Origin of the sequence: Bosea sp. BIWAKO-01, from assembly GCF_001748145.1 — a bacterium.
GTDB lineage: Bacteria > Pseudomonadota > Alphaproteobacteria > Rhizobiales > Beijerinckiaceae > Allobosea.
Genome location: NZ_BCQA01000001.1, coordinates 2395357 through 2419642, shown reverse-complemented (window position 1 = coordinate 2419642; position 24286 = coordinate 2395357). Strand labels below are relative to the sequence as shown.

The following is a 24286-nucleotide window of genomic DNA, read 5'->3' as shown; positions in this document are numbered from 1 at the left end:
ACAGGCTCACCAGGCCGCCCCTTCCAGCGCATCGAGCGGAATCCTGAGATAGCGCCGGCCATTGTCTTCCGGTTCCGGCAAGCGCCCGCCACGAATGTTCACCTGCAGCGCATGCAGGATCAGCTTGGGCATCGGCAATGTCCTGTCGCGTGCCTCGCGCAGCGCGACGTAGCCCGCCTCGTCCATCCCCGCGACATGCGGATTCGCCCGCTTCTGCTCTGCGACCGTGCTTTCCCAGCACGGCTCGCGTCCGCCCGGCCGATAGTCGTGGCCGGTGAAGAGGCGCGTCTCGTCGGGCATGGCCAGAATTCCCTGGATCGAGGCCCAGAGTGCTTTGGCGCTGCCACCGGGGAAATCGGCCCGGGCACTGCCGGAATCCGGCATGAACAGCGTGTCATGGATGAACGCCGCATCGCCGATCACATAGGTGATCGAGGCCAGCGTATGGCCGGGCGAGAACAGGACATGCGCATCGATCGAGCCAAGCTTGAAGCGGTCGCCATGAGCGAACAGCCGGTCCCATTGCGAACCATCCGTCGGCAGAGCCGGCCAGTTGTAGAGCTTCTTCCAAAGCTTCTGCACCTCGACCACATGCTCACCGATACCGGTCTGCGCCCCGGTCTTCTGCTTCAGATAATGCGCAGCCGAGAAATGGTCGGCATGGGGATGGGTGTCGAGAATCCACTCAACCGTCAGTCCCTGCTCCGCGACATGCGACAGGAGCGCATCGGCGCTCGCCGTGCTGGTCGCGCCGGATTTCTCGTCATAGTCGAGCACCGGGTCGATGATCGCACAGCTCTTCGTCGCAGGGTCGGAGACGACATACTGGATGCTGCCGCTGCGTGGCTCGTAGAACCCCTTGACCTCAGGCCGGCCGGGCACCGCCCGGGCAGCGAGCCAAGCCTGCGCTCCCTTGAGGTCGAAGCCGAGGCGTTCGCCGAATGCCCGAACATCAGCCGCCTCGAGACGCCCGTCGAGGACCTCGCCCAGCGCGTGCAGCGTCAACGCGCGCGTTCCGGATTTGCAATGGGCGAAGACCGGTCCGGATGCGGAGGCGACTGCTCTCTGGAATGCCCGCACATTGGCCTCGGTAATGGTCGGCCCGGTGACGGGGATATGCGCATAAGCAATCCCGGCTTCAGCAGCCGCGGACGCCTCGGCCTCGGTGCCGGGCTGCCCGGCTTCCTCGCCATCGGGCCGGTTGTTGACGACCGTCGCAAAGCCTTCGCCTGCGAGCTGCCCAAACTCGGCAAGCGAAGGCTGGCCACCAATGGTGAGCCTGTCGCTGATCCTGACGGTCGGCATGGCATCGCTCCTCTTGCGGGTCTTCAATATACAATATCATATAATGTATATTGAAGACCCGCAAGAAGCACGTCATGCGGTCAGAGCACCACCACCCTGGAGCCACCGGCAACGCGATTATACAGGTCGATCACGTCCTGGTTCATCATTCGAATGCAGCCTGACGAGACGGCCTCGCCGATCGTCCAGGGCTCGTTGGTGCCATGGATGCGGTAGAGCGTGTCCTTGCCGTTCTTGAACAGATAGAGCGCCCGGGCGCCGAGCGGATTGCGCGCGCCGCCGGCCATGCCACCGGCCCATTTCGCGTAGCGGCCGGGCTCTCGCCGGATCATATCCGGCGTCGGCGTCCAGCGCGGCCATTGTGCCTTGCGCTCGACGCGCGCCGTCCCGGTGAATTCTAGCCCCTCCTTGCCGACGCCGACGCCGTAGCGCAGCGCCTTGCCGCCCTCCTGCACGAGATAGAGGAAGCGCGCTTCGGGATCGACGACGATCGTTCCGGGCTGTTCACGGGTCGGGTAATCGACCAGCTGGCGCATATAGGCCGGCTTCAGATCCTCGAGCGAAACGGCGGGAACGGAGAAGCGTTCAGTGTCGAGCGCCGCATAGCGCTCTGCCGCCAGCGGGTCGACCGTCGGGGTCGCATTCACGATCTGCGGCGGCGGTGGTGAGACCGTCGTGCAGGCGGCGGCCAGAAGCGGAAGACCGACGACGGAGAGGAGCATCCTGACCGCCTTGCGGCGCGACGGCAGCATCGCCGGGCGAACCTGCCGCCTCATCGTGCCGCCTGCCTTCCGCGTGCATCGGCGACAACCTGCTTGAAACCCTTGTAGTCGAGTGTCGAGGTCCGGAACGGCCCGACCAGATAGGTCGGCGTGCCCTGCAGGCCCAGCGAATCCGCTTGCGCCAGATTGCGCCGCAGCTGTGCCGTGATCTTCTCTGCATTAGCATCGAGATCGGCCTGCAGGCGGTTCATGTCGATGCCCGCGCCCTTGACCGCCGCCAGGATCGTGTCCTTCGAGCTCAGCCGGCCGGGAAGCCCCATCAGGGCCTTGTGAACGGCCTCGTAGCGCCCCTGATAGCCGGCACCGAGCGCGATCTGCGATGCAAGGACCGAGGATTCGCCCAGGATCGGCCATTCCTTGTAGACAAGGCGGATCTTGCCATCCTCCCTGACGACACGCGCGAGGTCGGGGGCGGATTTCTTGCAGTAGGGGCAGTTGTAGTCGAGGAAGGCGACGATCGTGACATCGCCCTTCGGGTTCCCGCCAGCCGGTGCTTCGGGATCATTGAGGATGCCTTCGACATCGATGATCTGGGCCATCGCCATGGGCGTGATGAAAGGCGCAGCGGCCAGCACGGCCGCAATACGAATGAGGTTTCTGCGATTCATGCTGGGTTCCGCTCAGGGTTCCGGGTCCGGATGGACGAATGAGGTCTGGCACCGCACGGCACGCCGGACGGCGTGGTGATGCACTGCGCAAAGAGTGCGTCCCGGGTCGGAAATCCACCTTAAGCCAGCCTTAAGCCGCGCCAGCGAGGGAGGCGTGGCCAATGGAGAGAACCGAAATGCGTATCCTCGTCGTGGAGGATGATCCTGTTCTGTCGGACGGCCTGAAGGTCGGGCTCGGGCTTGCCGGCGCAACGGTGGACCGCGTCGAGACCTGCGCCGAGGCGCTGGCCGCGCTCGCAACCTCCCGTTTTGACGCCGTGGTGCTCGACCTGATGTTGCCCGACGGGTCCGGGCTCGACGTGCTGAAGGAGATGCGGGGCAGCTCCGACCGCACGCCCGTACTTCTCCTGACGGCGCTGGACGAGGTCGCGGACCGGATCCGCGGCCTTGATGCCGGCGCTGACGACTATCTCGGCAAGCCCTTCGACCTCGACGAACTGGCGGCCAGGGTGCGCTCCGTGGCGCGCCGAAACGCCGGCCGGGCCGCGCCGGTCATGGCTGCCGGTGCGATCATCCTCGACCCCGCAACGCTTGCCGCCAGCGTCGCCGGCACGCCCGTCACGCTTTCCCGGCGGGAATTCGCGGTGCTGTCGGCTCTGATGGAGCGTCCTGGCGCCGTCCGCTCTAAGGGAGAAATCGAAGACCGGCTCTATGGCTGGCAGGAGGATATCGAGAGCAACGCCGTCGAGGTCCATATCCACAATCTGCGTGCCAAGATCGGCCGCGACGCGATCGAGACCGTGCGCGGCCTCGGCTACCGGATGAGACAGGTGACGAAATGAGGCCTGGGCCATGACCTCCCTGCGCACACGCCTCTTCGTCATCCTGATTGCCGCCACCGGGCTGATCTGGCTCAGCGCGGTCGCCTGGATCTATCTCGACAGCCGATCCAAGCTGGAGCATGTGCTCGACACCCGCCTGCAGGAGGCGGCGAAGATGGTGCATTCGCTGGTCGACACCGGCCGGATGCCGGAGACCGCGATCGCCGGATTACCCGGTGCGACGGTCGAGCCGGCATTCTATGAGCGCCAGCTATCCTGCCAGATCTGGTCGCTCGACGGCCGGCTGGTTGCCCGTTCCAGCGGCGCGCCGGGCTCCCAGCTGACCGATCAGGCCGCCGGCTTCTCCGATCGGACGGTCGACGGCGAACGCTGGCGGGTCTACGCGGTCGAAGATGCCCAGAAGGGCATCCGCGTCATGGTCGGCGATCGCATCGGCTTGCGCCATGGATTGGTCAACGACCTGATCGCCGGGCTTCTCGCGCCCGCGCTGCTGATCGCCCCGCTGCTCGGCCTGCTGATCTGGCTCAGCCTCGGCCGGGGCTTGCGCCCGCTTGCGACCATGGCTGCGGAACTCAAGTCGCGTGACGCCGAGGACATGCGCCCTCTGGCGGCGGCTGAAGCCCCCATCGAGGTCCGGCCGCTCGCAGACGCGCTGAACGGCCTGTTCGACAAGGTCGCCGCCGCCCGCCGCCATGAGCGCGAGATCACCGCCTTCGCGGCCCATGAATTGCGAACCCCGCTGGCCGGCTTGAAGACGCAGGCGCAAATCGCGCTGGCCACGACCGACGCCACGATCAGGGAAGGCGCGCTGCGCCAGATCCTGATCTCGGTGGACCGCACCGCCCGGCTCGTTCGCCAGTTGCTGACGCTCGCAAAGCTCGAGACGGAACAGCAAGGTCCAGCCACAGGCCGTATCCGGATCAGCGGGCTGCTCGCCGAGATCATCGACAGTACGCCTCCGGCGGCCGGCATCGACGTCGAACTCGATCCTGGGCTCGCAGTCCTGGAAGTACCGGGCGACCGCGAGAGCCTCGCCCTGGCGCTGCGCAACCTGCACGAAAACGCCATCCAGCATATGCCGCGCGGTGGCACCGTGTCATGGCGTCCTGCCGCCGACGGTCGCGGTGTCGCGGTATGCGACCAGGGCCCCGGTATCCCGCAGGAGGAGCTCGGTCTCGTCACGCAACGCTTCTACCGCGGTCGCCACAAGAGCCCGACAGGCACGGGGCTCGGCCTGACCATCGTCGACATCGCCGCCAGGCGCATCGGAGCGCTGCTCGTGCTGAGCAACCGCACCGACGGCCCGGGGCTGCAGGCGGCGCTCCTCTGGAACGAAGGCTCACTGCGACGCTAAAGCATCGGCCCGAAGAGCGGATGCGCTCTTCGGGCCGATGCAAACACAGCAGGTTAGGTCAGTGCTTCGCGAAGACCGTCGTCTCGCCATCTGCCCCGACCAGAAGCGTCTCATACCGGTCCGGCGTCACGCCCTCGACCTCCATGCCGGGAGATCCGACGGGCATGTCGGGGACCGCCAGGCCGATTGCAGCCGGCTTGTCCTGCAACAGCTTGCGGATGTCCGGGGCCGGCACATGGCCTTCGATGAAATACCCCTCGATGATCGCGGTATGGCAGGACTGGACGTTATCGGGCACGCCGATCTTGCGCTTGCTCGCCGCCATGTCCTTGCTTTCGACGACCTTGGGCGAGAACCCCGCCTGTTCGAGATGCTTGACCCAGGACTTGCAGCAGCCGCAGCTCGGGCTGAGATGGACCTGGATGGACTGGGCCGCCGCCGGAGCGGCGAAGAGCGCGAGCGTCAGCGCGGTAGCAAGGGTTTTCATCGTTCTCTCCAGATAGAAAGTCATGAGCGGACCGGGTTCGCAGCCGGCAAGGGAAAGCGTCCCGTCGTCAGCGCATCCGCGAATTGCTGTTCGCTGGCCGCGAGCGTCGGCAACGTCACCGTGACCCGGAGGCCTCCTTCCGCCCGGTTGGCGAGCAAGATCTCGCCGCCATGGGCATGAATGACGGCGCGCGCGATCGTCAGACCGAGACCGGTCCCGCCGGTTTCCCGGCTGCGCGATTCCTCGAGCCGAACGAACGGCTGGAAGGCGCGCTCGACCTCGTGTTCGGGAATGCCCGGCCCGTCATCCTCGATGATGAAGCTCAGGCCGGTCGGTGTCTCCGAGATCGCGATCGAGACCTGATCGCCATATTTCACGGCGTTACCGATCACGTTCCAGAAGGCCCGCTTCAAGGCGAGCAACCGACCGAGCACGCGGCCATGACCGAGGCCGCTGAGCGTGATCGTGCGCCCCTGATCGATATGGTCGTCGACGATGGTTTCAATCACCGAGACGATGTCGAGCGGGCGGATCGCCTCGCTGGAGACGCCGCCGCGCAGGAATTCGAGTGTCGAATCGATCATCGCCTCCATTTCGGAGAGGTCGGCATCGACCAGGTCGCGCGTCGCCTCGTCCTCCATCAGCTCCGAGCGCAGCCGCAGGCGCGTGATCGGCGTGCGCAGGTCATGCGAGACCGCCGCCAGCGCCTGCATGCGCTCGGCGACGAGGCGCTGGATGCGTTCGCCCATGGTGTTGAAGGCGCGAGCGGCCCGGCGCACCTCAACGGGGCCGACCTCGCTGAGCGGTGTCGGGGCCTGGTCGAGGCTGAAGCGCTCGGCTGCCAGCGCGAGGTCGCGCAACGGCCGCGTCGCCCAGCGCAGCAGCAGCACGCCGATGACGATGATCGCCACGCCGAAACAGATCATGATCGCCAGCACGTTCCAGTCGGCATGCTGCGCGGCCCCGAGAGTCGTCGAAGAGAAATTGACCCAGGAGCCGTCGTCCAGCCTGACCGAGACCAGCATCATATGGCGACCGGCATCGCCCTCTCCGGCGCTTCCCTCTCCGGTACCCGGCGTCCCACCATCGGCATAGCCGAGGCGAAACGACTCCGATGCCAGCTCGGGCGCGAGCTCCTTCAGCCGTGCCGCCATCGCCTGCGTGCGCTCGGTTCTCGGCGCGGAGCCGAGGACGAGGCTCACATTGCTCCAGTGCACCTCCAGGCTCGCACTCGACAGATCATGGGCGACGCGATCGCGCTCGGCAGCGTGCACGTTGCCGGCGATCGCGCGCTTGATCGTGACGATGCGCTCCGCCAGAGCCTTGTCGCGCTGCACATTGGCCATGCTGTCGACACTGACCCGATAGGCCCAGTAGCCGGCGAAATGGAAAGCGAGCAGCGCCGCAACGAGGATCAGGATGGCGCGGCCCGCTACGGTGTCGGGCCAACGCGGACGGAAGGACCTGCTCATGCCGGTTCACCCTCGCGCGCCTGCACGGTCGGCGTGAACATGTAGCCCGAACCTCGAATTGTCTTGATCAACTGGCTGCCATTCGTATCCGCCTCGAGCTTGCGGCGCAGGCGGCTGATCTGGACATCGATCGTCCTGTCGAAAGGGTCGTCACTGCTGCGCGTCTTGGCGAACTGCATCAGCACCTCTCGCGAGAGCACCCTGTTGGCGTGTTCGGCAAAGGCAAGCAGCAGGTCGAACTCGCCGGTCGAAAGATCGACCAGCGTTCCCGACGGCGACAGCAATTCGCGGCGGCGCAGATCCATCGTCCAGCCGTCGAAGCCGATCTGCTCGCTGGCGCGATCACTCGGCTCGCCCCGGCGGATGCGCGTGCGCCGCAGCACGGCCCGAACCCGCGCCAGCAGCTCGCGCGGGCTGAACGGCTTGGTCACATAGTCATCGGCGCCGACCTCCAGCCCCTGTATGCGGTCGCTCTCCTCGCTGCGGGCCGTCAGCATCACGATCGGCACCGGCGAGATCGCGCGGATATCGCGGCAGAGTTCGATCCCCGAACGGCCCGGCAGCATCAGGTCGAGAATGACGAGGTCGATCTCGCTGCGCTTGAGGATGTCGAACATCGAATCGCCATCGGCAGCACCGCTGACCTGATAACTGTGCCGCTGCAGGAAACGCGCGACCAGCAGGCGGATCTGCGGGTCGTCATCGACCACCAGCACATGGCCGTGATCCTCGGCCTGAACGCTTGCAGGTAATGGGTTCAACTTCGGACTTCCGACTGGACGGGCCAGGAGTGATCGGTACGCGGCTCAAGGGTCAAGATAACGCCTGCTTGCGGCAAATGCGCGGATCGCTTCGCAACAATTTGTAACGGACGCGGCCGGAGCGCCGTTGCTAGTCAGAACGTCACCACGCCGCTGGAGACGCCGAATCGCGATGATTGCAAGACCACTCCTCCTCGCAACCCTTGCGATCGTGCTCGGTGCCTGCGCCGGCAAACCGCTGCCCGACTATCTCGCACGTCCGGCCGACCCGAACGTGAAGGTCCCTACCCCTGCCTATCAGAGCGTCACCGCCGGCAGCACCGTGCTGCGGCCGGCCGAGCCGAAGGACTGGCGTGAACTCAATCGGCGCGTTGGACCGCAGCCATGACCGAAGGACCGATCACTGGGGCCACGCCTGCGCCCATTCCCTTCCGGTCGATCATGCTCTTCCCATCGGCTTCCCGCCTTGCCCTTGTCGCCGGCATGGCCGCGCTCCTGGGCGGTTGCGCGACCTTCTCCGCCGATGGCGGCATCGCCCCGGCGCAGAATCTCGCCTTCAGCGAGCTGAAGAAGGACGTGGTCAAGATCAATGACGCCGAGGCGGCGATCAGCGCCAAGGCGCGCGTCGACCAGTTGCTGAGGAAGCCGCTGACGGCCGATTCCGCGGTACAGATCGCGCTGCTCAGCAATCGCGGCCTGCAAGCCGCCTTCAATGATCTCGGCATTGCCGAGGCACAGATGGTCGCGGCGAGCCTGCCGCCCAATCCCCGTTTTGGCATCTCCAAGCTCTCGGGACGGTTTGAACTGGAGATCGAGCGCCAGGTCGCAGGCAGCCTCTTCGCGCTTGCGACATTGCCGGCGCGCGCCGCAATCGCCCGCGAGAAATTCCAGACCGCACAATTGCGCGCCGCCGAAACCGTGCTGACGCTGGCAGCCGACACGCGCCGGCAGTATTACCGGGCCGTCGCCGCCAATGCGCAGGTCGGCTTCTTCGAGCAGGCCAAGAACTCCACCGACGCCGCCTCCGAGCTGTTCAAGCGGCTCGGCGAGTCCGGCGGCATCAACAAGCTCGATCAGGCCCGCGAATTCGCCTTCGACGCCGAACTCGGCGCCCAGCTCGCCCAGGCACGCCTGCTGCAGCGCCAGGAACGCGAACGCCTCGTGCGGCTGCTTGGCCTATGGGGCGATGAGCTGAAGTTCCAGATCCCCGTCAATCTTGCGCCTCTTCCGCAAATCCAGAGTGCCAGGACCATCGAAGCCGAGGCCCTGCGCAAGCGGATCGACCTGCAGATCGCCCGCGGCGATCTCGACGCGCTGGCGAAGTCGCTTGGTCTCACCAACGCAACCCGCTTCGTCAACGACGTCGATCTGCTTGGCCGGCGCACCTATGACCGTGGGCGCAGGGCTCTGGCCGATGGCGACGTCGAGCGGGAGACGAAGCGCAGCACCACGCTCGAACTCGAGATCGAGATCCCGATCTATGATTTCGGACAGTCGCGCGTGGTCCAGGCCGAGCAAAACTATATGCAGGCCGCCAACAAGCTAGCCGAGAAGGCCGTCAATATCCGCTCGCAAGCACGCGAGGCCTATACCAGCTATCGCGCCACCTATGACATCGCCCGGCAATACCAGAACAACGTCCTGCCGCTGCGCAAGATCATCCAGGACGAGTCGCTGCTGCACTATAACGGCATGCTCGTCGATGTGACGCAGCTCATCACCGACGCGCGCGGGCGCATCCTGTCGAATGTCGCCGCGATCAATGCGCGTCGCGATTTCTGGATTGCCCACACCGACCTCAAGCACGTCGTGATCGGCGGTGGCGGCACCGGAGGCGGTGGAGCTACGGCCGCCGCGAGCACCGGTGGCGACGGCGGCGGCGCAGGCCACTAGCGAGCAAGGAACGACACCATGACCATGTCACGCAGAGGCTTCATCGGCTCGTCCGGCCTCGTCCTTGCCGGTGCGACGGCCGTCTCCGGCCGCACCGCCTTCGCTTCGGTGCCCGAGGCGCCGACCATGACGGAGGCCTCGACCCAGGCACCACTGGTTCCAACCAGCGGGCCGGATTACCAGCCGGTCGCCACCTTGAACGGCTGGACCCTGCCCTGGCGGATGAACGGCGACTGGAAGGAATTCCATCTCGTCGCCGAACCGGTCGAGCGCGAGCTCGCGCCGGGCATGAAGGCCTATCTCTGGGGCTATAACGGCCAGTCGCCGGGCCCCACCATCGAGGCCGTGGAGGGCGACAAGGTCCGCATCTTCGTCACCAACAAATTGCCCGAGAACACGACGATCCATTGGCATGGCCAGCGTCTGCCCAACGGCATGGATGGCGTCGGCGGGCTGAACCAGCCACATATCCCGCCCGGCAAGACCTATGTCTACGAGTTCCTGCTGCGGCGCTCCGGCACCTACATGTACCACCCGCATTCGGACGAAATGGTCCAGATGGCGATGGGCATGATGGGCTTCTTCGTCGTTCATCCCAAGGACCCGGCCTTCCGCCGCGTCGACCGCGATTTCGTCTTCCTGCTCAACGCCTTCGACATCGAGGCCGGCTCCTATGTGCCGAAGGTCAACACGATGCTCGACTTCAATCTGTGGTGCTGGAACAGCCGGGTCTTCCCGGGGATCGATCCCTTCGTCGTGGCGAAGAACGACAAGGTGCGCATCCGCTTCGGCAATCTGACGATGACGAACCACCCAATCCACATGCACGGCTACGAGTTCAAGGTCTCCTGCACGGATGGCGGCTGGGTCGACCCTGCAGCGGCCTGGGACGAGGTCTCGATCGATGTCGCCGTCGGCCAGATGCGCGCCTTCGACTTCGTCGCCGATGAGCTCGGCGACTGGGCGATCCATTGCCACAAGTCGCACCACACCATGAACGCCATGGGCCACTCGGTGAAAACCTATATCGGCGTCGGCAAGAAGGACATCGCCAAGCGGATCGCCAAGATCGCACCAGGCTATATGCCGATGGGCTCCAACGGCATGGGCGAGATGGGCGCGATGGAGATGCCCCTGCCGAACAACACCCTGCCGATGATGACGGGTTTCGCGCAGTTCGGCCCGGTTGAAATGGGCGGCATGTTCTCGGTGGTGAAGGTCCGCGAGGGCCTCGCCAAGAACGATTACAAGGACCCCGGCTGGTTCAAGCACCCGGAAGGCACCGTCGCCTACGAATACAAGGGCGCCAAGCTGACCGAGGCACCCCGTGCGGCTGCGCCCGACAGCGGCGTGCAGTCAGCCGACTGGCGCGTGAAGGATCCACGCAAACCCCGGCTCGGCCCGGATGGCAAGCCGCTGCCCGCGGCCAAGGCCGGCGGCCATTCCAACCACTGAACGTCCATCGACACCCCTTCGGGAGAGGAACCATGTCAAAGCAGTTCACGAAACTCGGCTTGGCGGCTGTGGCCGTCATATTCTCCGCCGCGGCAGCGCTGGCCGGTCCTGGCGGAGCCGGGCATGGCCATGGCGACGAGACCGCCTATGGCAAGCCGGGTGATCCCAAGAAGCCGGCCCGGTTGATCCAGATCGCCATGGCCGAGCGTGACGGCAAGATGCAGTTCATCCCGGACAGGATCGAGGTCCGGCGCGGTGAACAGATCCGGTTCCAGCTGCGCAACAATGGCGAGCTCGATCACGAGCTGGTCGTCGCGACGCTCGAGGAGAACCTCAAGCACGCCGTCGAGATGCAGAAGAATCCCGACATGGAGCATGACGATCCGAACGCCAAGCGTCTCTCTCCCAAAAAGACCGGGGAGATCGTCTGGCAGTTCACCAAGGCCGGGCAGTTCGATTTTTCCTGCCTGATCCCTGGCCACCGCGAAGCCGGAATGACCGGCACCATCACCGTCAAGTGACGCCTGCAACCCTCAAATCACGATGGAGATCATGATGCGCAAACTTCTCACGATCGCGCTTGTCAGCGGCAGCCTCGCTGGCGCGGCCCTGGCGCAGGACGCAGCCCTGGTGAGTGCCACGGTCAAGAAGGTCGATATGGCTCAGGCCAAGATCACGCTTGATCACGGCCCGATCAAGAACCTCGACATGGACGGCATGACGATGGTGTTCAAGGCCGCCGACCCGGCCATGCTCAAGGAGCTGAAGGCCGGCGAGAAGGTCAAGTTCACCGCGGATCGCGTCAACGGTCAGATCACCGTCACCTCGCTGCAGAAGGCGAAGTAAGCACAGCGGTGCCCCGCATTTCGGCGGGCAGCGGGCGCGATCGGTTCTTCGCGGCACTCGCTGCCCTCGTCATATCCGCTCCAGTCCCGGTCGCTGCAAGCGACGGCGACCTGCAGCGCGCCCTGCTCGAATCCGGCTGTGCCAACGCCAAGGTCACCAGGCTGCCCGATCAGGGCACGATCGTCATCTACCGGGCGAACTGCCTCAGCACCGAGCACAAGGTGATCGAGCTGGTCTGTATCACAGGTCGTTGGACAGCAAGCAGCCCCTCGTCGGAGGACGAGCGGGACAGGTAGCCGAGCAGCCCCTTGCCGGTCGTTCGCGCGGGGGAAAGCGCACAATGGAAAGAAGGCCGGCAGCGCGATCACCGCTGCCGGCCTTCCTTTTTTGCTTCAAGCGACGTTCACAGGTCTCGTTCACAGGTCTTGCGGCATCGGCCTGGCCGGATGCTTCGGAGCCCGCAGCGAGGCGACGATCGTCCAGGCGATGATCCCGACCGTCACCGCCGCAAGCACCGCCGCGATCGGTCGATTGACCAGGCCGATCAGGCTGCCGTCGGACTTGATCATCGAGTTGATGAAATACTCCTCCAGCAGCGGGCCGAGCACCACGCCGAGAATGACCGGCGCAACCGGAAAGCCGTTCTCCTCCAGCACGAAGGCAAGGGCACCGAAGGCCAGCATCAGCCCGACATCGAAGAGCGAGTTGTTGATCGCGTAGGAGCCGACGATGGCGAAGAGCAGGATGATCGGCATCAGGATCTTGCGGGGCACCTGCAGCACCCGCGAGGCCACCTTGATGATCGCCCAGCCGAGCGGCAGCATCAGCAGATTGGCGATGACGAAGACGAGGAACAGCGCGTAGACGTTCTCGGGATTGTTGACGAAGATCGTCGGCCCCGGCGCCATGTTCTTCATCATCAGGACGCCGATGGCGATCGCGGTGATCGAGTCGCCGGGAATGCCGAAGACGAGAGCGGGAATCCAGGCGCCGGCAAGCGAGCTGTTATTGGAAGCTCCCGCCTCGATCAGCCCTTCGGGGTGACCCGTGCCGAATTTCTCCGGCGTCTTCGAGAAGCGCTTGCTCATCGCATAGGACATCCACGCCGCCATGTCGGCGCCGCTGCCGGGCTGGATGCCGACAACGGTCCCGAGCGCGCTGCCGCGGATGAGCTGCCACGGGTATTGCTTGGTCAGCCGCCACATATTGGCGAAGATCGGCCCCATCTTCTTGATGACAATCTGCGGCGCGCTGCCATCGGCGATCATGTGGCGCATCACCTCCGAGCAGGCGAACATGCCGACCATCATCGGGATCAGCGAGACACCGCCGAGCATCTCGGTGGAGTCGAAGGTGAAGCGTGGCTGGCCAGCCGGATTGTTCATGCCGACAAGCGAGATCATCAGGCCGATCAGCAATGCGATACAGGCCTTGAGCGGCGTCGAAGAGCCAATGAAGACTGCCCCGCCGAGACCGAGCATCACGATCCAGAAGAACTCGACCGAGCCGAAGCCAAGCGCGAAATCGGCGATGGCCGGGGACGCCGCCATCATCACCGCAGTTCCGAACAGCCCGCCGAGAACCGAGAACCAGAGCCCGATGCCGAGCGCCAGTTCGGGCTCGCCCCGCAACGTCATCTGATAGGAATCGTCGACATAGGCCGCCGAGGCCGGCGTGCCGGGAATGCGCAGCAGGCAGCCCGGAATATCGCCGGAAAAGATCGCCATCGTACTGGTCGTGACGATCGCGGCGATGGCCGGGACGGGCGGCATGAAGAACGTCAGCGGCACCAGAAGCGCTGTCGCCATCGTGGCGGACAGGCCGGGAATGCATCCGACAACAAGGCCGTAAATGGCCGAGGCGGTGATGACAGCGAGCACATAGGGATCGAGCACCATCCCCAGCGCTGTGACATAGGCATCGAGCATGGCGACCTCACCAACGGATCGGTTCGAGGGGGCCCCACGGCAGCTGCACGCCGAGACCGAGATAGAAGATCGAATGCATCGCAAGCGCCACGAGTAGGGAGAGCGGAACCGCCAGACCCGGCCGGACACCGCCCGCCATGAACAGCACGACGAGGATCAGCGGCGCCGTGATGAGGAAGCCAAGCGCCTCCGGGAACCAGAGGTAGAACAGCACTGCGCCAGGCACGAGCGCGAGCTTCAGCAGTGCAGCAGGGCTGCGCGCCCAGCCGGCCAGGGCCAGCATCGGGCCGCGGTCGACCGCGCGAGCGCCGTTGACCCCGAGGATCACGGCGCAAAGTGCCAGCAGTCCGGACAGGATCAGCGGGAAGGCAGAGGGGCCCAGCGGCTGCTGCGAAGGGTTCGGCAGATGCCAGGACGCCGTCGCGACGAGCGCGGCCAGCCCGAGAAACACCAGCCCGGCGAAAAGATCGTTGAATTTCATGCAGACCTGCCCGACGCGAAGGACACGATGGGGTGGATGCGGCGCGCCAGAGCCGGCGCCGCATCATGCTCCGGCAGGGGGCCGGGCTGGAATTGGCGGGAACTACTGGCGCAGGCGCAGACCGAGCGCGCCCATGATCTCGCCATTGCGCTTGTGCTGCTCGGCGAGGAAGCTGCCGAAGGCCGGCCCCTTGGCAAAGGCATAGCCAAAGCCGCGCTCGGCCAGGAAGCTCTTGTAGCTGTCGGAATTCGCCACCTTGTCGGTCGCCTCGACAAGACGGGCAGTGACCTCGGCCGGCAGATTGGCGGGCGCCGCAAGGCCGCGCCAGGTGCCACCCTCATAGTCCTTGCCAATCGCATCCTTGACCGTCGGCACCGACGGGAAGGCGGAGATCTTCTCCTTCGAAAGCACGGCTAGCGACTTGACGCGGCCGGCATCGATCATCGGCTTGCCCTCCGGCAGCGACGACGGGACGATCTGCACGCCACCGGAGGCCAGCTCCTGGAAACCAGGCGCCGCACCCTGGCTCGGCACGACGACGACGCTCTTCGGGTCGATGCCTTCGAGCTGCAACAGTCCGGCAAAGGCGAGGTGATAGGCGGCGCCTGCCGCCATGCCGGACATCTTGAAATGGCCGACCGGCTGCTTGCGGATGTCGTCCAGCGCCGCGCGCAGATTGGCCCAGGGGCTGTTGGACGCGACGTTGAACGCGGCGGAATCGAAATTCACCAGCGCCAGCGGCGTCAGCTTCTCATAGGTGAAGGGTGCGGTGTTCGACCAGTAGAAGGTCGTCACCTCGGCGGTCGCCAGGCCGATCGTGTAACCGTCTGGCTTGGCGTTGACGATCTCGGTATGACCGACGACGCCTCCACCACCGGTGCGGTTGACAACATTCACCGGCTTGCCGAGTTCCTTCTCCAGCCCCGCCGCAAGGATGCGGGCAACAGCGTCGGTGCCGCCCCCGGCGGCCCAGGGCACGATCAGGGTCACCGGGCGCTCCGGCCAGGCGGCGGACGCGGCAAGGCTCGTCGCCGTCATCGCTGCGGCGAGCATCAGTGTCTTGAATGTCATGGCGTTTCTCCGAAGATGGATTTCTTGAGATCCGGCGGCGTTATTGCGCCGTCCGAGAGCAGGTGCCCGTAGGTGTAGCCAAGCAGGACTTCCATGGCTTCGCGCGCCTGCTTTGCGTCGCGGGCCTCGATCGCGCGTGCGACGGCGGCATGGTTCGGCAGGTTGCCGGTGAAGACGCCGACGGTGATGTCGAAGATGGCGCTCAGGATCGCATCGATTGCGCCGCGAAAGCTGCGCAGCACCGGGTTATGCGTCGCCTCGAGAATGGCGAGGTGAAAAGCCTTGTCCGCCGCAATCGCTGCCTGCGGGTTGAATTGGCCGTCGTCCATCGCGGCAAGCGCGGCATTGATCCGCCAGACGTCCTCAGGCGTTGCGCGCTGCGCCGCCAGCGCCGCCGCCGCAGGCTCGATGATCGCGCGGGTTTCCTCCAGTGCGAGCAGCAGGCTGCGGTCGAGCCCCCCGCCGGTCCGCACCCATCCCAGCACATCGCTGTCGAGCAGCATCCAGTCCTGGGCGGGACGCACATGCGTGCCGTGGCGAGGGCGGACGCTCACCAATCCCTTCGCAGTCAGCGTCTTCATCGCCTCGCGAACGACGCTGCGGCCAACCCGGTAATGCGCCTCCAATTCGTGCTCGGGGGGCAGCACCGCCCCCGGCGCGATCTCGCCGCGCACGATGGCGGCCCCGAGCGCGGCGACCATCGCGCCGATCTTTCCGGGCTTCGCGCCTTTCCGCATGCCATGAGCCTGGGACATTCGACCCTCCATATTCATGAAATTGCCACGCTCGGGTTTCGCTTGCAACCATTCATCTGATGTTTAACATCTGATCTTCGAAACGACACGCTATCGTGAGGATACGAGATGGGCTTCGCGCCGCCGTTCGCCGGCATTCATGCCATGGTCTATGCCTTGTTCGACGAGCAGGAGCGGCTTGACCGGGCATCGATGCGCCGCCAGACGGAGCTCTGCCTTGCGCTTGGCGTGCACGGCATGGCCGCGCTCGGCCTCGCCACCGAAGTGTCAAAGCTGACCCAGTCCGAGCGCCTGGCGCTGATGGAATGGGTTTCCGAGGATACCGCCGGACGCGTGCCGCTCGCCTTCACGATTTACGGCACGTCCGTCGCGGAACAGATCGAGCAGGTCAGGGCAGCCGAGGCTGCGAAGGCCGACTGGGTCATCCTGCAGCCGCCGATGGTCGGCAGTTTTGGAGCAGCCGAATATATAAGCTTCTTTGGTCGGGTCGCTGACGCAACCTCGCTGCCCGTCGCGATCCAGAATGCACCAGCCTATATGGGGCGCGGCCTCTCTGCCGAAGACATCCGCGAACTGGTATCGCGCCATCCGAATATCAGCCTGATCAAGGGTGAAGGCCCAGCCGTGGAGATTCGGCAGCTGATCACGACCACAGAGGGGCGGCTTCCGGTCTTCAACGGTCGCGGCGGCCTCGAACTGGTCGACAACCTGCGCGCCGGCTGCGCGGGCATGATCCTGGCCCCCGACACGATCGATCATTCGCTCCGCGCCTATAACCGCTTCATGGCCGGAGACGAGCCCGGCGCGGAGGCCGCCTATCGCGACGTCTCGCCTGCAATCGTCTTCATCATGCAGTCGATCGAGAGCCTGCTCTGCTATGGCAAGCGCCTCTTCGGCGAGCGTGCCGGCCTTGTCATTCACGACCGGTCCCCCGCTCTGCGCTCGACGGAGTTCGGTTTGGAGCTCGTGCGGCGGCACGCCACGCAGCTCGGCCCCTACAGCGCTGCGGCCTAAGGCACCGGCCCGAACAGTGGATCGCGGCTTTTCGGGAAAGCCGACGCAAACACAACACGTTGGATCATCGGCCTGCATACCACCCGGTCCGATGATCGAGCGTCATGATCGGGCCCAGACGGAAGTCGCCCCGCCTGCCTTGCCCCGTGTTTCAGGGCAGCGTTGCCGTCCGCGACCGCGGCCTTCCGGCAGGCTTGTGATTTGACAATTCGGGCAGCGAGCCTAAGTCATGAGACATGATGGCGCGCTTCTCCAATTTCCGTCGCGGCCTGCACCGGGCAGGTAACCTGATCGCGGGCAACTAGCCCCGGATTCGTCGCGCCGCGCGCCTCGGGTTCGGGGCGGTCGGCCTTCCGGCGCCGAATCGGCATCATTCCGGACTAAAGGTCGAAGCGGGCAACGCCCCGCAAACCCATCCATCAGCGCAAGCGACTAAGGCGTCTGCCGAAGGCAGAGAGCCGCCGACGCCATTGTCCGGCCGTGCAAGCTCGCCTGCGCGCAATTTTCCACTGGTACGCGCTGCCTGCGGGCGCGCATTCATTCAGGACGTTCACATGACTAACCGGACCTCCGGCGGGGCAAAGCCCCGTATCACCCTGACCGCAATCGACCACGAGAAGCTCACCCAGCTCGCGATTGCCGCGACCAACACCTTTCCCGACGTCGCGGCGGAACTCGCGGACGAGGTGGCGCGCGCCCGCGTTCTCGCGAAGGGGCGCCAACTTGCAGACGCCGTGCGCATGGGCAGCGAAGTGCTGTTCCAGGACGAGGTCACGGGCAAGACCACGACCGTCACCCTCGTCTATCCGCCCGAGGCCGATATCGCCCAGGGCAAGATCTCGATCCTGACCCCGATCGGGACCGCCCTGATCGGCCTCTCCGTCGGGCAGTCCATCAACTGGACGACGCGCAGCGGCGATGTGAAGCGGCTGACAGTTCAGGCCGTCCGCGATCCGGCCGATGGCGCGGCGCAACCGGCCTGATTGCGGCCGGCGACAGCGAGCCCTCAGGAGCGGGCGAGAACGTCGGCGAGCGAAGGCCTCGCATGACCGTCTCGCCCCGCCACTGCTGGCGCGGCGAGCATGGCGTTGAGGACGGCCTCCTGCGTCGCCTCGGCGGCCGCGCGAAACGGCAGATCAATCCGGTTCTCGTTGAGCACCACCATGGGCGCGAGATCGGCGCGTTCATGATGGCTGATGCGGCCGGCCGTGCTGAAGGCCAGCGCGATGTCGCCGCTGCCATTGCCCCAGAATGCACCGAGCCGGGCCAGTCCCGCACCGCACCGTCTTGCAACGCGCGTCAGCTGCCGCGATTCCATCGGAATATCGGTCGCCACCACGATGATGACGGACCCACGCTCGGGCACGGCGGCGTGCGGCATGGCGGGCGGAACGGGCCGGCGCCCATCCGGCAGAACCAGGTCTCCCGCATTGCCAAAATTGGCCTGGACCAGCACGCCGAGCGTATAATCCTTGCCGTCCAGCCTAAGCAGGCGGGAGGCCGTGCCGATGCCGCCCTTGAAACCAAAGGCGCTTATCCCGGTCCCACCGCCGACGGCGCCTTCTTCGACCGGGCCGACCGTAGCGGCATCGAGTGCCGCGAAGGCGTCATTCTCGGTCAGGACGCGCGCCCGGATGTCTGAGAGAAAGCCGTCATTGCACTCGAGCACGACCGGATTGACGGTGCCGGTCGTCCGGCCGATGTCGGGATTGGCCGCAAGCGCACGCGTGACCAGGGCATTGAAGCCCGTCCCGACCGACAATGTGTTTCCCAGCAGGAGCGGGGTCTCGATCTGCCCGAGTTCGGCGACCTGCACCAGCCCGGCACTCTTGCCAAAACCGTTGATGACGTCGACACCGGCGCGCAGCTTCTCGCGAAACGGATCGTCGCCATGGGGCAGTATGGCTGTGAACCCGGTTTGGATATCCCCGTCGCGAATGGTCCTGTGACCGACACGGACGCCCGCGACATCGGTAATCGCATTGAGCGGGCCGGGCGGCAGAGAACCGCAGATCAATCCAAGAGAACGGGCGCGGGCAGGCATGGGCGGCAATCCGGCTGGCTGACGATGCTTCCGGCTATAGCGGAAACCCCGGTATCCGCCAGCAGTGGAACGCAGCCCCGCTCCCGCGATCAGGGGGACCGGGCCAGCGCGATCGCATCCGCCACTTCCTCGTAGCGATCGGTCAATGTCGCCGTCGCGACGCGGATATGGGCGCTGGGCAGGACCGAGAACTTGCTGCCGGGATTGACAGCGATGTTGCGCGCCGCGAGCGTCACCATGGCGAAGGGCTCCGAGATGATCGGAACCCACAGGCAAAGGCCGCTGCCGGGCGCGGTGTGGATGCCGCGCGCGGCCAGTGCCGCTGCCAGACTGTCGCGCCGCTGCTGGTAGACGGTGCGGGCCTTTGCCACGATATCCCGGCTCGCTTCATCGCGCAGCAGCCAGGAGGTAGCGCCCTGGAGCAGTCGGCTCGTCCAGCCTGCGCTGAAGGCCCGATAGGACTGGACCTGTTCGACGATCGCGGCCGAACTCGACAGCACCGCGAGCCGCAGATCGGGCCCAAGGGTCTTCGAATAGGAGACGATATGGATGGTGCGCTCCGGAAACCGCACGCCCAGTGACGCGGGCGGCGCCCCCGAGATGTCGGCAACGCCGTCATCCTCGATGATCAGCGCATCGCTCTCGGCGAGAATGTCGCCGATCAGCGCGAGCCGCTCGGCGCTGACCGTCTGCCCCGTAACCGAGTGCAGTCTCGGCTGGAACACGAAGGCAGCAAGGCGCTCCTGCGCCGCGGCGCGGAGCGAAGCCGGCAGGGGGCCGTGCTCGTCGCAGGCCACAGGCACGATCCTGACGCCGAGATCCTCGAGGATATCGAGCAGCCGCATGGCCGTCGGATGCTCGATCGCGACGGCCGAGCCCGGCGTCACAAGGGCGCGCAGCGTGTTGTAGACGGCATTATAGCCGCCATTGGTGGCGAGGAATGCTTCTGGCCGATAGGGCCAGCGCGCTTCAGCCGCCTCGCGCAGTTCCGGTACGACTCGGCTCCGTTCATAGCTGTTGAGCTTGTCGACCGTTGCGCCATGGGCCAGCGCCTGTGCGAGCGGCGGCAGCAACGCCGTGTCGGGAATGGCCAGCGACAGGTTCAGCACGCCGGCACCATAGTCGCCGGAGCTCGCCAGCCGCTCCGGCTGGGCGATGAAGCGATCGCCGCTGACCCAGGTGCCATTGCGCCCTCGGCCACGAATGATCTTCTGCCGGCGCAATTCGCTCCAGGCCTCGGAGATCGTCGCCGGGCTGACCTTCATTTCATAGGCGATGTCGCGGATCGCGGGCAGCCGCGCCCCGACGGGCAGCGCTCCTGCCCTGATCAGCGCGCTGGTCTCCAGGGCGATGCCCCGGATGCTGCGATCGACGATCGTCCTTGCGAGCCAGTCGGCACTGATCGAGCTGTTCATTCACCGCCATTAAATGTTCAATAACATAATAACATTTGCGCAGTCACTTTTGAACATTTAGCAGTGGCCGTGTCGAGAGCTATTCAGAGTTGCCAACATGGCCGTAACGCTGCGCCTTGCCCTCCGCGACTGGGACTACATGACCCCGCTCGTTCTCGGCGACGTCTCCTCGCCCCGGCTGAGGGTCCAGGTTGATCGTGTCGGCACACTCGTCGGCGACCTGGCCACCGACGAAGCTTACGATGCCGCAGAGCTGTCATTCAGCCGCTATGCCCAGTTGCGCCATGACGGCGACGACAAGATCGTCGGCATGCCGAACTTCATCATGCGCGGCTTTCGCCATCGCTGCATCGTGACCACCAAGGACAGCGCGATCCGCACGCTCGCCGATCTTGCCGGCAAGAAGATCGGTGTCACCGGCTGGCGCGATTCCGGCAACACCTGGACCCGCGCCGCCGTGCGCCGCGAAGGCGTCGGCGTCGAGGACGCGATGTGGTATGCCGGGCGCCTGACCGAAGCTCACCCGATCACCGACCGTCTCGACGGCTTTGGCCGCCCCGGCCGGATCGAGGCCGCTCCGGGTGAGCGCCCGATGGTGGATCTCCTGCGGGATGGCGGGCTCGATGCCGTGTTCACGCCCTTCATGCCCAAGGGCTTCTTCGATCCGGCCTCGCCGTTTCGTCAGGTGCTCGAGGATTTCCGGGCGGCGGAAACCGCCTATTTCCACGAAGTCGGCTACATCCCGGGCATGCACCTGATCGGCTTCAAGGCCGAAATCGTCCGCGACAATCCCTGGATCATGGACGAGCTTAGTGCGTTGATCGACGAGTCACAGCGGCTCTGGCTCGAGAAGCGCGAGAAATACGCCGATACGACACCCTGGATGTTCGACGAGCTGCGCCGTTGCGCCCGCGATCTGCCCGCCTCGTGGAGCGCGAGCGGTTTCGCCGAGAACGAAGTCATGATCGCCGATTTCGCGACCGAACTGCATGAACAGAAGATCCTGCCGCGCCTGCTGACGCCCGCCGAACTTTTCCCGCGGCACGCGCGGACCCACTGACACGCCCGAGAAGCGTTGCGACAGGCCGGCGCCGCCGCCCGGCCTGCAAGTTCAGACAAGAATGGGGAGTAGCACCATGTATTTCAGATTGATTGCCTCGGTCGCCTTCGCCGGATTGACGCTGGCCGGTTCCGCGCTGGCCCAGCAGGGCACGATCGCGAAGCAGACGGTCAACGAGGAGCTGCGGGCGCGCCTGCCTGAGCCCCTTCGCAGCAAGGGCAAGGTGATCTCGGTCAATAACGGCTCCTTCCCGCCCTACGAGATCGTCACCGGTACCGAGATGAGCGGCGCGAGCTCCGACCTCACCGACGCGATCGGTCAGGTTCTGGGCGTCACGATCGAGCATGCGACGGTGGGAGGCCTGCCGGCCCTGCTCGCCGGCGTGAATGCCGGGCGCTACCAGTTCGCCTTCGGCCCCGTCGGCGATTTCAAGAGCCGGCAGGAAGCCAACGATTTCGTCGATTGGGTCCAGGAATTCGTCGTCTTCGCGGTCCAGAAGGGCAACCCCAAGGGCATCACCTCGCTCGACACCGCCTGCGGCAACCGCATCGCCGTCATGGCCGGCGGCTCGGCCGAGCGCGTCATCCAGGTCCAGGCGGAGAAGTGCAAGGCGGACGGCAAGGGCGCCATCGAGGTGCAATCCTATTCCGATCAGCCGAGCTCGATCCTTTCGGTCCGCTCCAAGCGTGCCGATGCCTTCTTCTCGTCGCAGGCACCCCTCACCTATTTCGTCGCGCAGGCCAACGGCCAGCTCGAACTCACCGGTGTCGGTGCCCGCAACGGGTTTGAGGATCTCTATCAGGGCGCGGTCGTTCCCAAGGGCTCGCCGCTCGGCCCGGTTCTGCGCGATGCCGTCAAGATCCTGATCGATAACGGCACCTATGCCGCGATCATGAAGAAATGGGGCCTCGAGAACAACATGCTCAAGGAGCCCGGTCTCAATCTCGGCGGGGCCCTGCCGAAATGAGCGGCGAGCCCGCGATGACCGCGTCGCCCAAGGGCGGCGCCGACGCGAGGGACGTGGCCAACGCGCACGCCCCCTTCCCGATCGGCCGCCTGATTCTCTGGGCGGTCACGGCGATCATCGTCGTCGATTTCGGCTTGATCGTCGCGCGGAACGAGAATTTCGGCTGGCCCGTCGTCGCCGCCTATTTCTTCGACCGCACCGTGCTCAATGGCCTCTCGGTCAGCCTCGGGCTGACGGTTGTCGCCATGGTGATCGGCACCGCGCTCGGGCTCGTCCTGGCGATCGCGCGGTTGTCGAAGGACACGCTCGCGAGCTCCTCCGCGTCGCTGTTCATCTGGTTCTTCCGTGGCACGCCGCTGCTCGTGCAACTGATCTTCTGGTACAATCTCTCGACGCTGTTCCCCCAGATCTCGCTCGCGATCCCGTTTGGGCCGACCCTGGCGAGTTGGGAAACAAACTCGGTCATCACCCCCGTCACCGCCGCCATCGTCGGCCTCGCGCTGAACGAGGCAGCCTATATGGCGGAGATCATCCGCGGTGGCCTGCTTTCGGTCGATCGCGGCCAGGCCGAGACCGCCGAGGCCTTCGGCATGACCAAGGGACGGGCGCTGCGGCGGATCATCATTCCCCAAGCCATGCGCTCGATCGTGCCGCCGACCGGAAACCAGCTCATCAGCATGATCAAGGCGACGTCGCTGGTCAGCGTCATTGCCATGGCCGATCTGCTCTACTCGGTCCAATCGATCTACAACCGCACCTTCGAGATCATCCCGATGCTGCTGGTCGCGGTTCTCTGGTACCTGCTTATCACCTCGATCCTCAATGTCGGCCAGAGCTATATCGAGGCCTATTATAGCCGCGGCGAGCGCCGGGACGGCGCGGCCGCTCCGCTCCCCGCCGTGCAGGAGGCAAGCCATTGACCGCCGCTGCAGCGACCACGCCGCTCGTCAGGGCGCGTGACATCCACAAGTCCTTCGACCATCTCGAGGTCCTCAAGGGCATCGACCTCGACGTGATGCCGGGCGAGGTCGTCGTCATCCTCGGGCCTTCGGGTTCGGGCAAGTCGACCTTCCTGCGCTGCATCAACCATCTCGAAGCCATCAACCGGGGTTTCATCGAGGTCGATGGCGAGCAGATCGGCTACCGGATGCGCAACGGCCGGCTGCAGAAGCTCACGGGCAACGGCATCGCGCGCCAGCGCCGCAAGATCGGCATGGTCTTCCAGCAGTTCAATCTCTATCCGCATATGACGGCGCTGGAGAACGTCATCGAGGCGCCGATCGGCGTCCATGGCATGAACCGCAAGGACGCGACGACGGAGGCTCTCGACCTGCTTGATCGGGTCGGTCTCTCCGACAAGGCGGCAAGCTATCCGCGCCAGCTCTCCGGCGGGCAGCAGCAGCGTGTCGCCATCGCCCGCGCCCTGGCGATCAAGCCGAAGCTGATGCTGTTCGATGAACCGACATCGGCGCTCGACCCCGAGCTGGTGGGCGAAGTCCTGACGACGATGCGCGATCTCGCCCGGCAGGGGCTGACCATGATCGTGGTCACGCACGAAATCGGCTTCGCGCGCGAGGCCGCCGACCGGGTGGTGTTCATGGATGGCGGCAAGATCGTCGAAATGGGCCGGCCGGAGGAGGTGATGGACAATCCGCGCCATCCGCGCACCCAGGCCTTCCTGTCGCGCTTCCTCTGACACTCCGTGTTTGCATCGGCTGTCCCGAAACCCACCATCCACGTTTCGGG

General features: G+C 65.5%; 26 protein-coding genes. 14 read left to right on the top strand and 12 right to left on the bottom strand.

Annotated elements, in window-relative coordinates:
- Nucleotides 1–6: 6 nt before the first annotated feature.
- From blh to BIWAKO_RS11120, 3 genes are all read right to left on the bottom strand, one after another.
- Entirely contained in the window at nucleotides 7–1305 is a 1299-nt protein-coding gene (blh, locus tag BIWAKO_RS11130; protein ID WP_069882374.1) for a bifunctional sulfur transferase/dioxygenase Blh, read from the bottom strand.
- An 80-nt stretch (nucleotides 1306–1385) separates the two neighbouring features.
- A complete protein-coding gene (locus BIWAKO_RS11125; protein ID WP_069878733.1) occupies nucleotides 1386–2081 on the bottom strand; it encodes a L,D-transpeptidase in 696 nt (231 codons plus the stop codon).
- Nucleotides 2078–2695 (bottom strand): DsbA family protein, encoded by a 618-nt coding sequence (locus tag BIWAKO_RS11120; RefSeq protein WP_069878732.1) that lies wholly within the window; start codon nucleotides 2693–2695, stop codon nucleotides 2078–2080. The genes BIWAKO_RS11125 and BIWAKO_RS11120 overlap by 4 nt, the downstream gene beginning before the upstream one ends.
- Before the next feature lie 176 nt (nucleotides 2696–2871).
- Here BIWAKO_RS11120 and BIWAKO_RS11115 point away from each other — a divergent pair, with 176 nt between their 5' ends.
- Nucleotides 2872–3537 carry a response regulator gene (locus BIWAKO_RS11115; protein ID WP_069882372.1) on the top strand — a complete coding sequence of 222 codons (666 nt, stop codon included), beginning with the start codon at nucleotides 2872–2874 and terminating at the stop codon, nucleotides 3535–3537.
- Nucleotides 3538–3547: 10 nt separating this feature from the next.
- Complete coding sequence (locus tag BIWAKO_RS11110; RefSeq protein ID WP_069878731.1) at nucleotides 3548–4891, top strand: ATP-binding protein; 1344 nt, start codon at nucleotides 3548–3550, stop codon at nucleotides 4889–4891.
- 58 nt (nucleotides 4892–4949) lie between these two features.
- Here the strand turns inward: BIWAKO_RS11110 and BIWAKO_RS11105 are convergent, their stop codons facing one another.
- Genes BIWAKO_RS11105 through BIWAKO_RS11095 form a run of 3 tightly spaced genes read right to left on the bottom strand, consistent with a single transcriptional unit; the run spans nucleotide 4950 to nucleotide 7611 of the window.
- Nucleotides 4950–5378 carry a DUF411 domain-containing protein gene (locus BIWAKO_RS11105; protein ID WP_069882371.1) on the bottom strand — a complete coding sequence of 143 codons (429 nt, stop codon included), beginning with the start codon at nucleotides 5376–5378 and terminating at the stop codon, nucleotides 4950–4952.
- 20 nt (nucleotides 5379–5398) lie between these two features.
- Nucleotides 5399–6850, bottom strand: coding sequence for an ATP-binding protein (locus BIWAKO_RS11100; RefSeq protein WP_069878730.1), 1452 nt, complete (start codon nucleotides 6848–6850; stop codon nucleotides 5399–5401).
- Nucleotides 6847–7611, bottom strand: coding sequence for a response regulator (locus BIWAKO_RS11095; RefSeq protein WP_069878729.1), 765 nt, complete (start codon nucleotides 7609–7611; stop codon nucleotides 6847–6849). The genes BIWAKO_RS11100 and BIWAKO_RS11095 overlap by 4 nt, the downstream gene beginning before the upstream one ends.
- Before the next feature lie 172 nt (nucleotides 7612–7783).
- Here BIWAKO_RS11095 and BIWAKO_RS11090 point away from each other — a divergent pair, with 172 nt between their 5' ends.
- Genes BIWAKO_RS11090 through BIWAKO_RS11065 form a run of 6 tightly spaced genes read left to right on the top strand, consistent with a single transcriptional unit; the run spans nucleotide 7784 to nucleotide 12101 of the window.
- Nucleotides 7784–7999, top strand: a complete 216-nt coding sequence (locus tag BIWAKO_RS11090; protein ID WP_069878728.1) for a hypothetical protein — start codon at nucleotides 7784–7786, stop codon at nucleotides 7997–7999.
- The gene (locus tag BIWAKO_RS11085; protein ID WP_244523413.1) at nucleotides 7996–9504 is read left to right on the top strand and encodes a TolC family protein; all 1509 of its coding nucleotides are present in this window, start codon (nucleotides 7996–7998) and stop codon (nucleotides 9502–9504) included. Before BIWAKO_RS11090 ends, BIWAKO_RS11085 begins: the two co-directional genes overlap by 4 nt.
- Nucleotides 9505–9522: 18 nt before the next feature.
- The gene (locus BIWAKO_RS11080) at nucleotides 9523–10959 is read left to right on the top strand and encodes a multicopper oxidase family protein (protein ID WP_069878727.1); all 1437 of its coding nucleotides are present in this window, start codon (nucleotides 9523–9525) and stop codon (nucleotides 10957–10959) included.
- Between the two features lie 32 nt (nucleotides 10960–10991).
- Nucleotides 10992–11480 carry a cupredoxin domain-containing protein gene (locus BIWAKO_RS11075; RefSeq protein WP_069878726.1) on the top strand — a complete coding sequence of 163 codons (489 nt, stop codon included), beginning with the start codon at nucleotides 10992–10994 and terminating at the stop codon, nucleotides 11478–11480.
- A gap of 31 nt (nucleotides 11481–11511) precedes the next feature.
- Nucleotides 11512–11805 (top strand): copper-binding protein, encoded by a 294-nt coding sequence (locus tag BIWAKO_RS11070; RefSeq protein WP_069882369.1) that lies wholly within the window; start codon nucleotides 11512–11514, stop codon nucleotides 11803–11805.
- An 8-nt stretch (nucleotides 11806–11813) separates the two neighbouring features.
- A complete protein-coding gene (locus BIWAKO_RS11065; RefSeq protein ID WP_069878725.1) occupies nucleotides 11814–12101 on the top strand; it encodes a hypothetical protein in 288 nt (95 codons plus the stop codon).
- Between the two features lie 120 nt (nucleotides 12102–12221).
- Here the strand turns inward: BIWAKO_RS11065 and BIWAKO_RS11060 are convergent, their stop codons facing one another.
- The 4 genes from BIWAKO_RS11060 to BIWAKO_RS11045 all read right to left on the bottom strand — a co-directional run bounded on the left by BIWAKO_RS11060 (nucleotide 12222) and on the right by BIWAKO_RS11045 (nucleotide 16040).
- On the bottom strand, nucleotides 12222–13733 hold the full coding sequence (locus tag BIWAKO_RS11060; protein WP_069878724.1) for a tripartite tricarboxylate transporter permease: 1512 nt from the start codon (nucleotides 13731–13733) through the stop codon (nucleotides 12222–12224).
- A 7-nt stretch (nucleotides 13734–13740) separates the two neighbouring features.
- Nucleotides 13741–14214: a tripartite tricarboxylate transporter TctB family protein gene (locus BIWAKO_RS11055; protein ID WP_069878723.1), complete on the bottom strand. Its 474-nt coding sequence runs from the start codon at nucleotides 14212–14214 to the stop codon at nucleotides 13741–13743.
- Nucleotides 14215–14316: 102 nt separating this feature from the next.
- On the bottom strand, nucleotides 14317–15285 hold the full coding sequence (locus BIWAKO_RS11050; RefSeq protein WP_069878722.1) for a tripartite tricarboxylate transporter substrate binding protein: 969 nt from the start codon (nucleotides 15283–15285) through the stop codon (nucleotides 14317–14319).
- Nucleotides 15282–16040, bottom strand: coding sequence for a FadR/GntR family transcriptional regulator (locus tag BIWAKO_RS11045; protein ID WP_069878721.1), 759 nt, complete (start codon nucleotides 16038–16040; stop codon nucleotides 15282–15284). Before BIWAKO_RS11045 ends, BIWAKO_RS11050 begins: the two co-directional genes overlap by 4 nt.
- 108 nt (nucleotides 16041–16148) lie before the next feature.
- Between BIWAKO_RS11045 and BIWAKO_RS11040 the strand changes: the two genes are divergently transcribed.
- Nucleotides 16149–17054, top strand: a complete 906-nt coding sequence (locus tag BIWAKO_RS11040) for a dihydrodipicolinate synthase family protein (RefSeq protein WP_069878720.1) — start codon at nucleotides 16149–16151, stop codon at nucleotides 17052–17054.
- A gap of 554 nt (nucleotides 17055–17608) precedes the next feature.
- Nucleotides 17609–18037 (top strand): nucleoside diphosphate kinase regulator, encoded by a 429-nt coding sequence (gene rnk / locus BIWAKO_RS11035; protein ID WP_069878719.1) that lies wholly within the window; start codon nucleotides 17609–17611, stop codon nucleotides 18035–18037.
- 23 nt (nucleotides 18038–18060) lie between these two features.
- Here the strand turns inward: rnk and BIWAKO_RS11030 are convergent, their stop codons facing one another.
- Nucleotides 18061–19098: a DmpA family aminopeptidase gene (locus tag BIWAKO_RS11030; RefSeq protein ID WP_069878718.1), complete on the bottom strand. Its 1038-nt coding sequence runs from the start codon at nucleotides 19096–19098 to the stop codon at nucleotides 18061–18063.
- Nucleotides 19099–19187: 89 nt separating this feature from the next.
- Nucleotides 19188–20513 (bottom strand): aminotransferase-like domain-containing protein, encoded by a 1326-nt coding sequence (locus tag BIWAKO_RS11025; protein WP_069878717.1) that lies wholly within the window; start codon nucleotides 20511–20513, stop codon nucleotides 19188–19190.
- Nucleotides 20514–20610: 97 nt separating this feature from the next.
- Here BIWAKO_RS11025 and BIWAKO_RS11020 point away from each other — a divergent pair, with 97 nt between their 5' ends.
- The 4 genes from BIWAKO_RS11020 to BIWAKO_RS11005 all read left to right on the top strand — a co-directional run bounded on the left by BIWAKO_RS11020 (nucleotide 20611) and on the right by BIWAKO_RS11005 (nucleotide 24236).
- Complete coding sequence (locus BIWAKO_RS11020) at nucleotides 20611–21573, top strand: type 2 periplasmic-binding domain-containing protein (RefSeq protein WP_069878716.1); 963 nt, start codon at nucleotides 20611–20613, stop codon at nucleotides 21571–21573.
- A gap of 76 nt (nucleotides 21574–21649) precedes the next feature.
- Nucleotides 21650–22540 (top strand): ABC transporter substrate-binding protein, encoded by an 891-nt coding sequence (locus BIWAKO_RS11015; RefSeq protein WP_069878715.1) that lies wholly within the window; start codon nucleotides 21650–21652, stop codon nucleotides 22538–22540.
- Nucleotides 22537–23460: an amino acid ABC transporter permease gene (locus BIWAKO_RS11010; protein WP_069878714.1), complete on the top strand. Its 924-nt coding sequence runs from the start codon at nucleotides 22537–22539 to the stop codon at nucleotides 23458–23460. The genes BIWAKO_RS11015 and BIWAKO_RS11010 overlap by 4 nt, the downstream gene beginning before the upstream one ends.
- Nucleotides 23457–24236, top strand: coding sequence for an amino acid ABC transporter ATP-binding protein (locus BIWAKO_RS11005; RefSeq protein WP_069878713.1), 780 nt, complete (start codon nucleotides 23457–23459; stop codon nucleotides 24234–24236). The genes BIWAKO_RS11010 and BIWAKO_RS11005 overlap by 4 nt, the downstream gene beginning before the upstream one ends.
- Nucleotides 24237–24286: the final 50 nt, after the last annotated feature.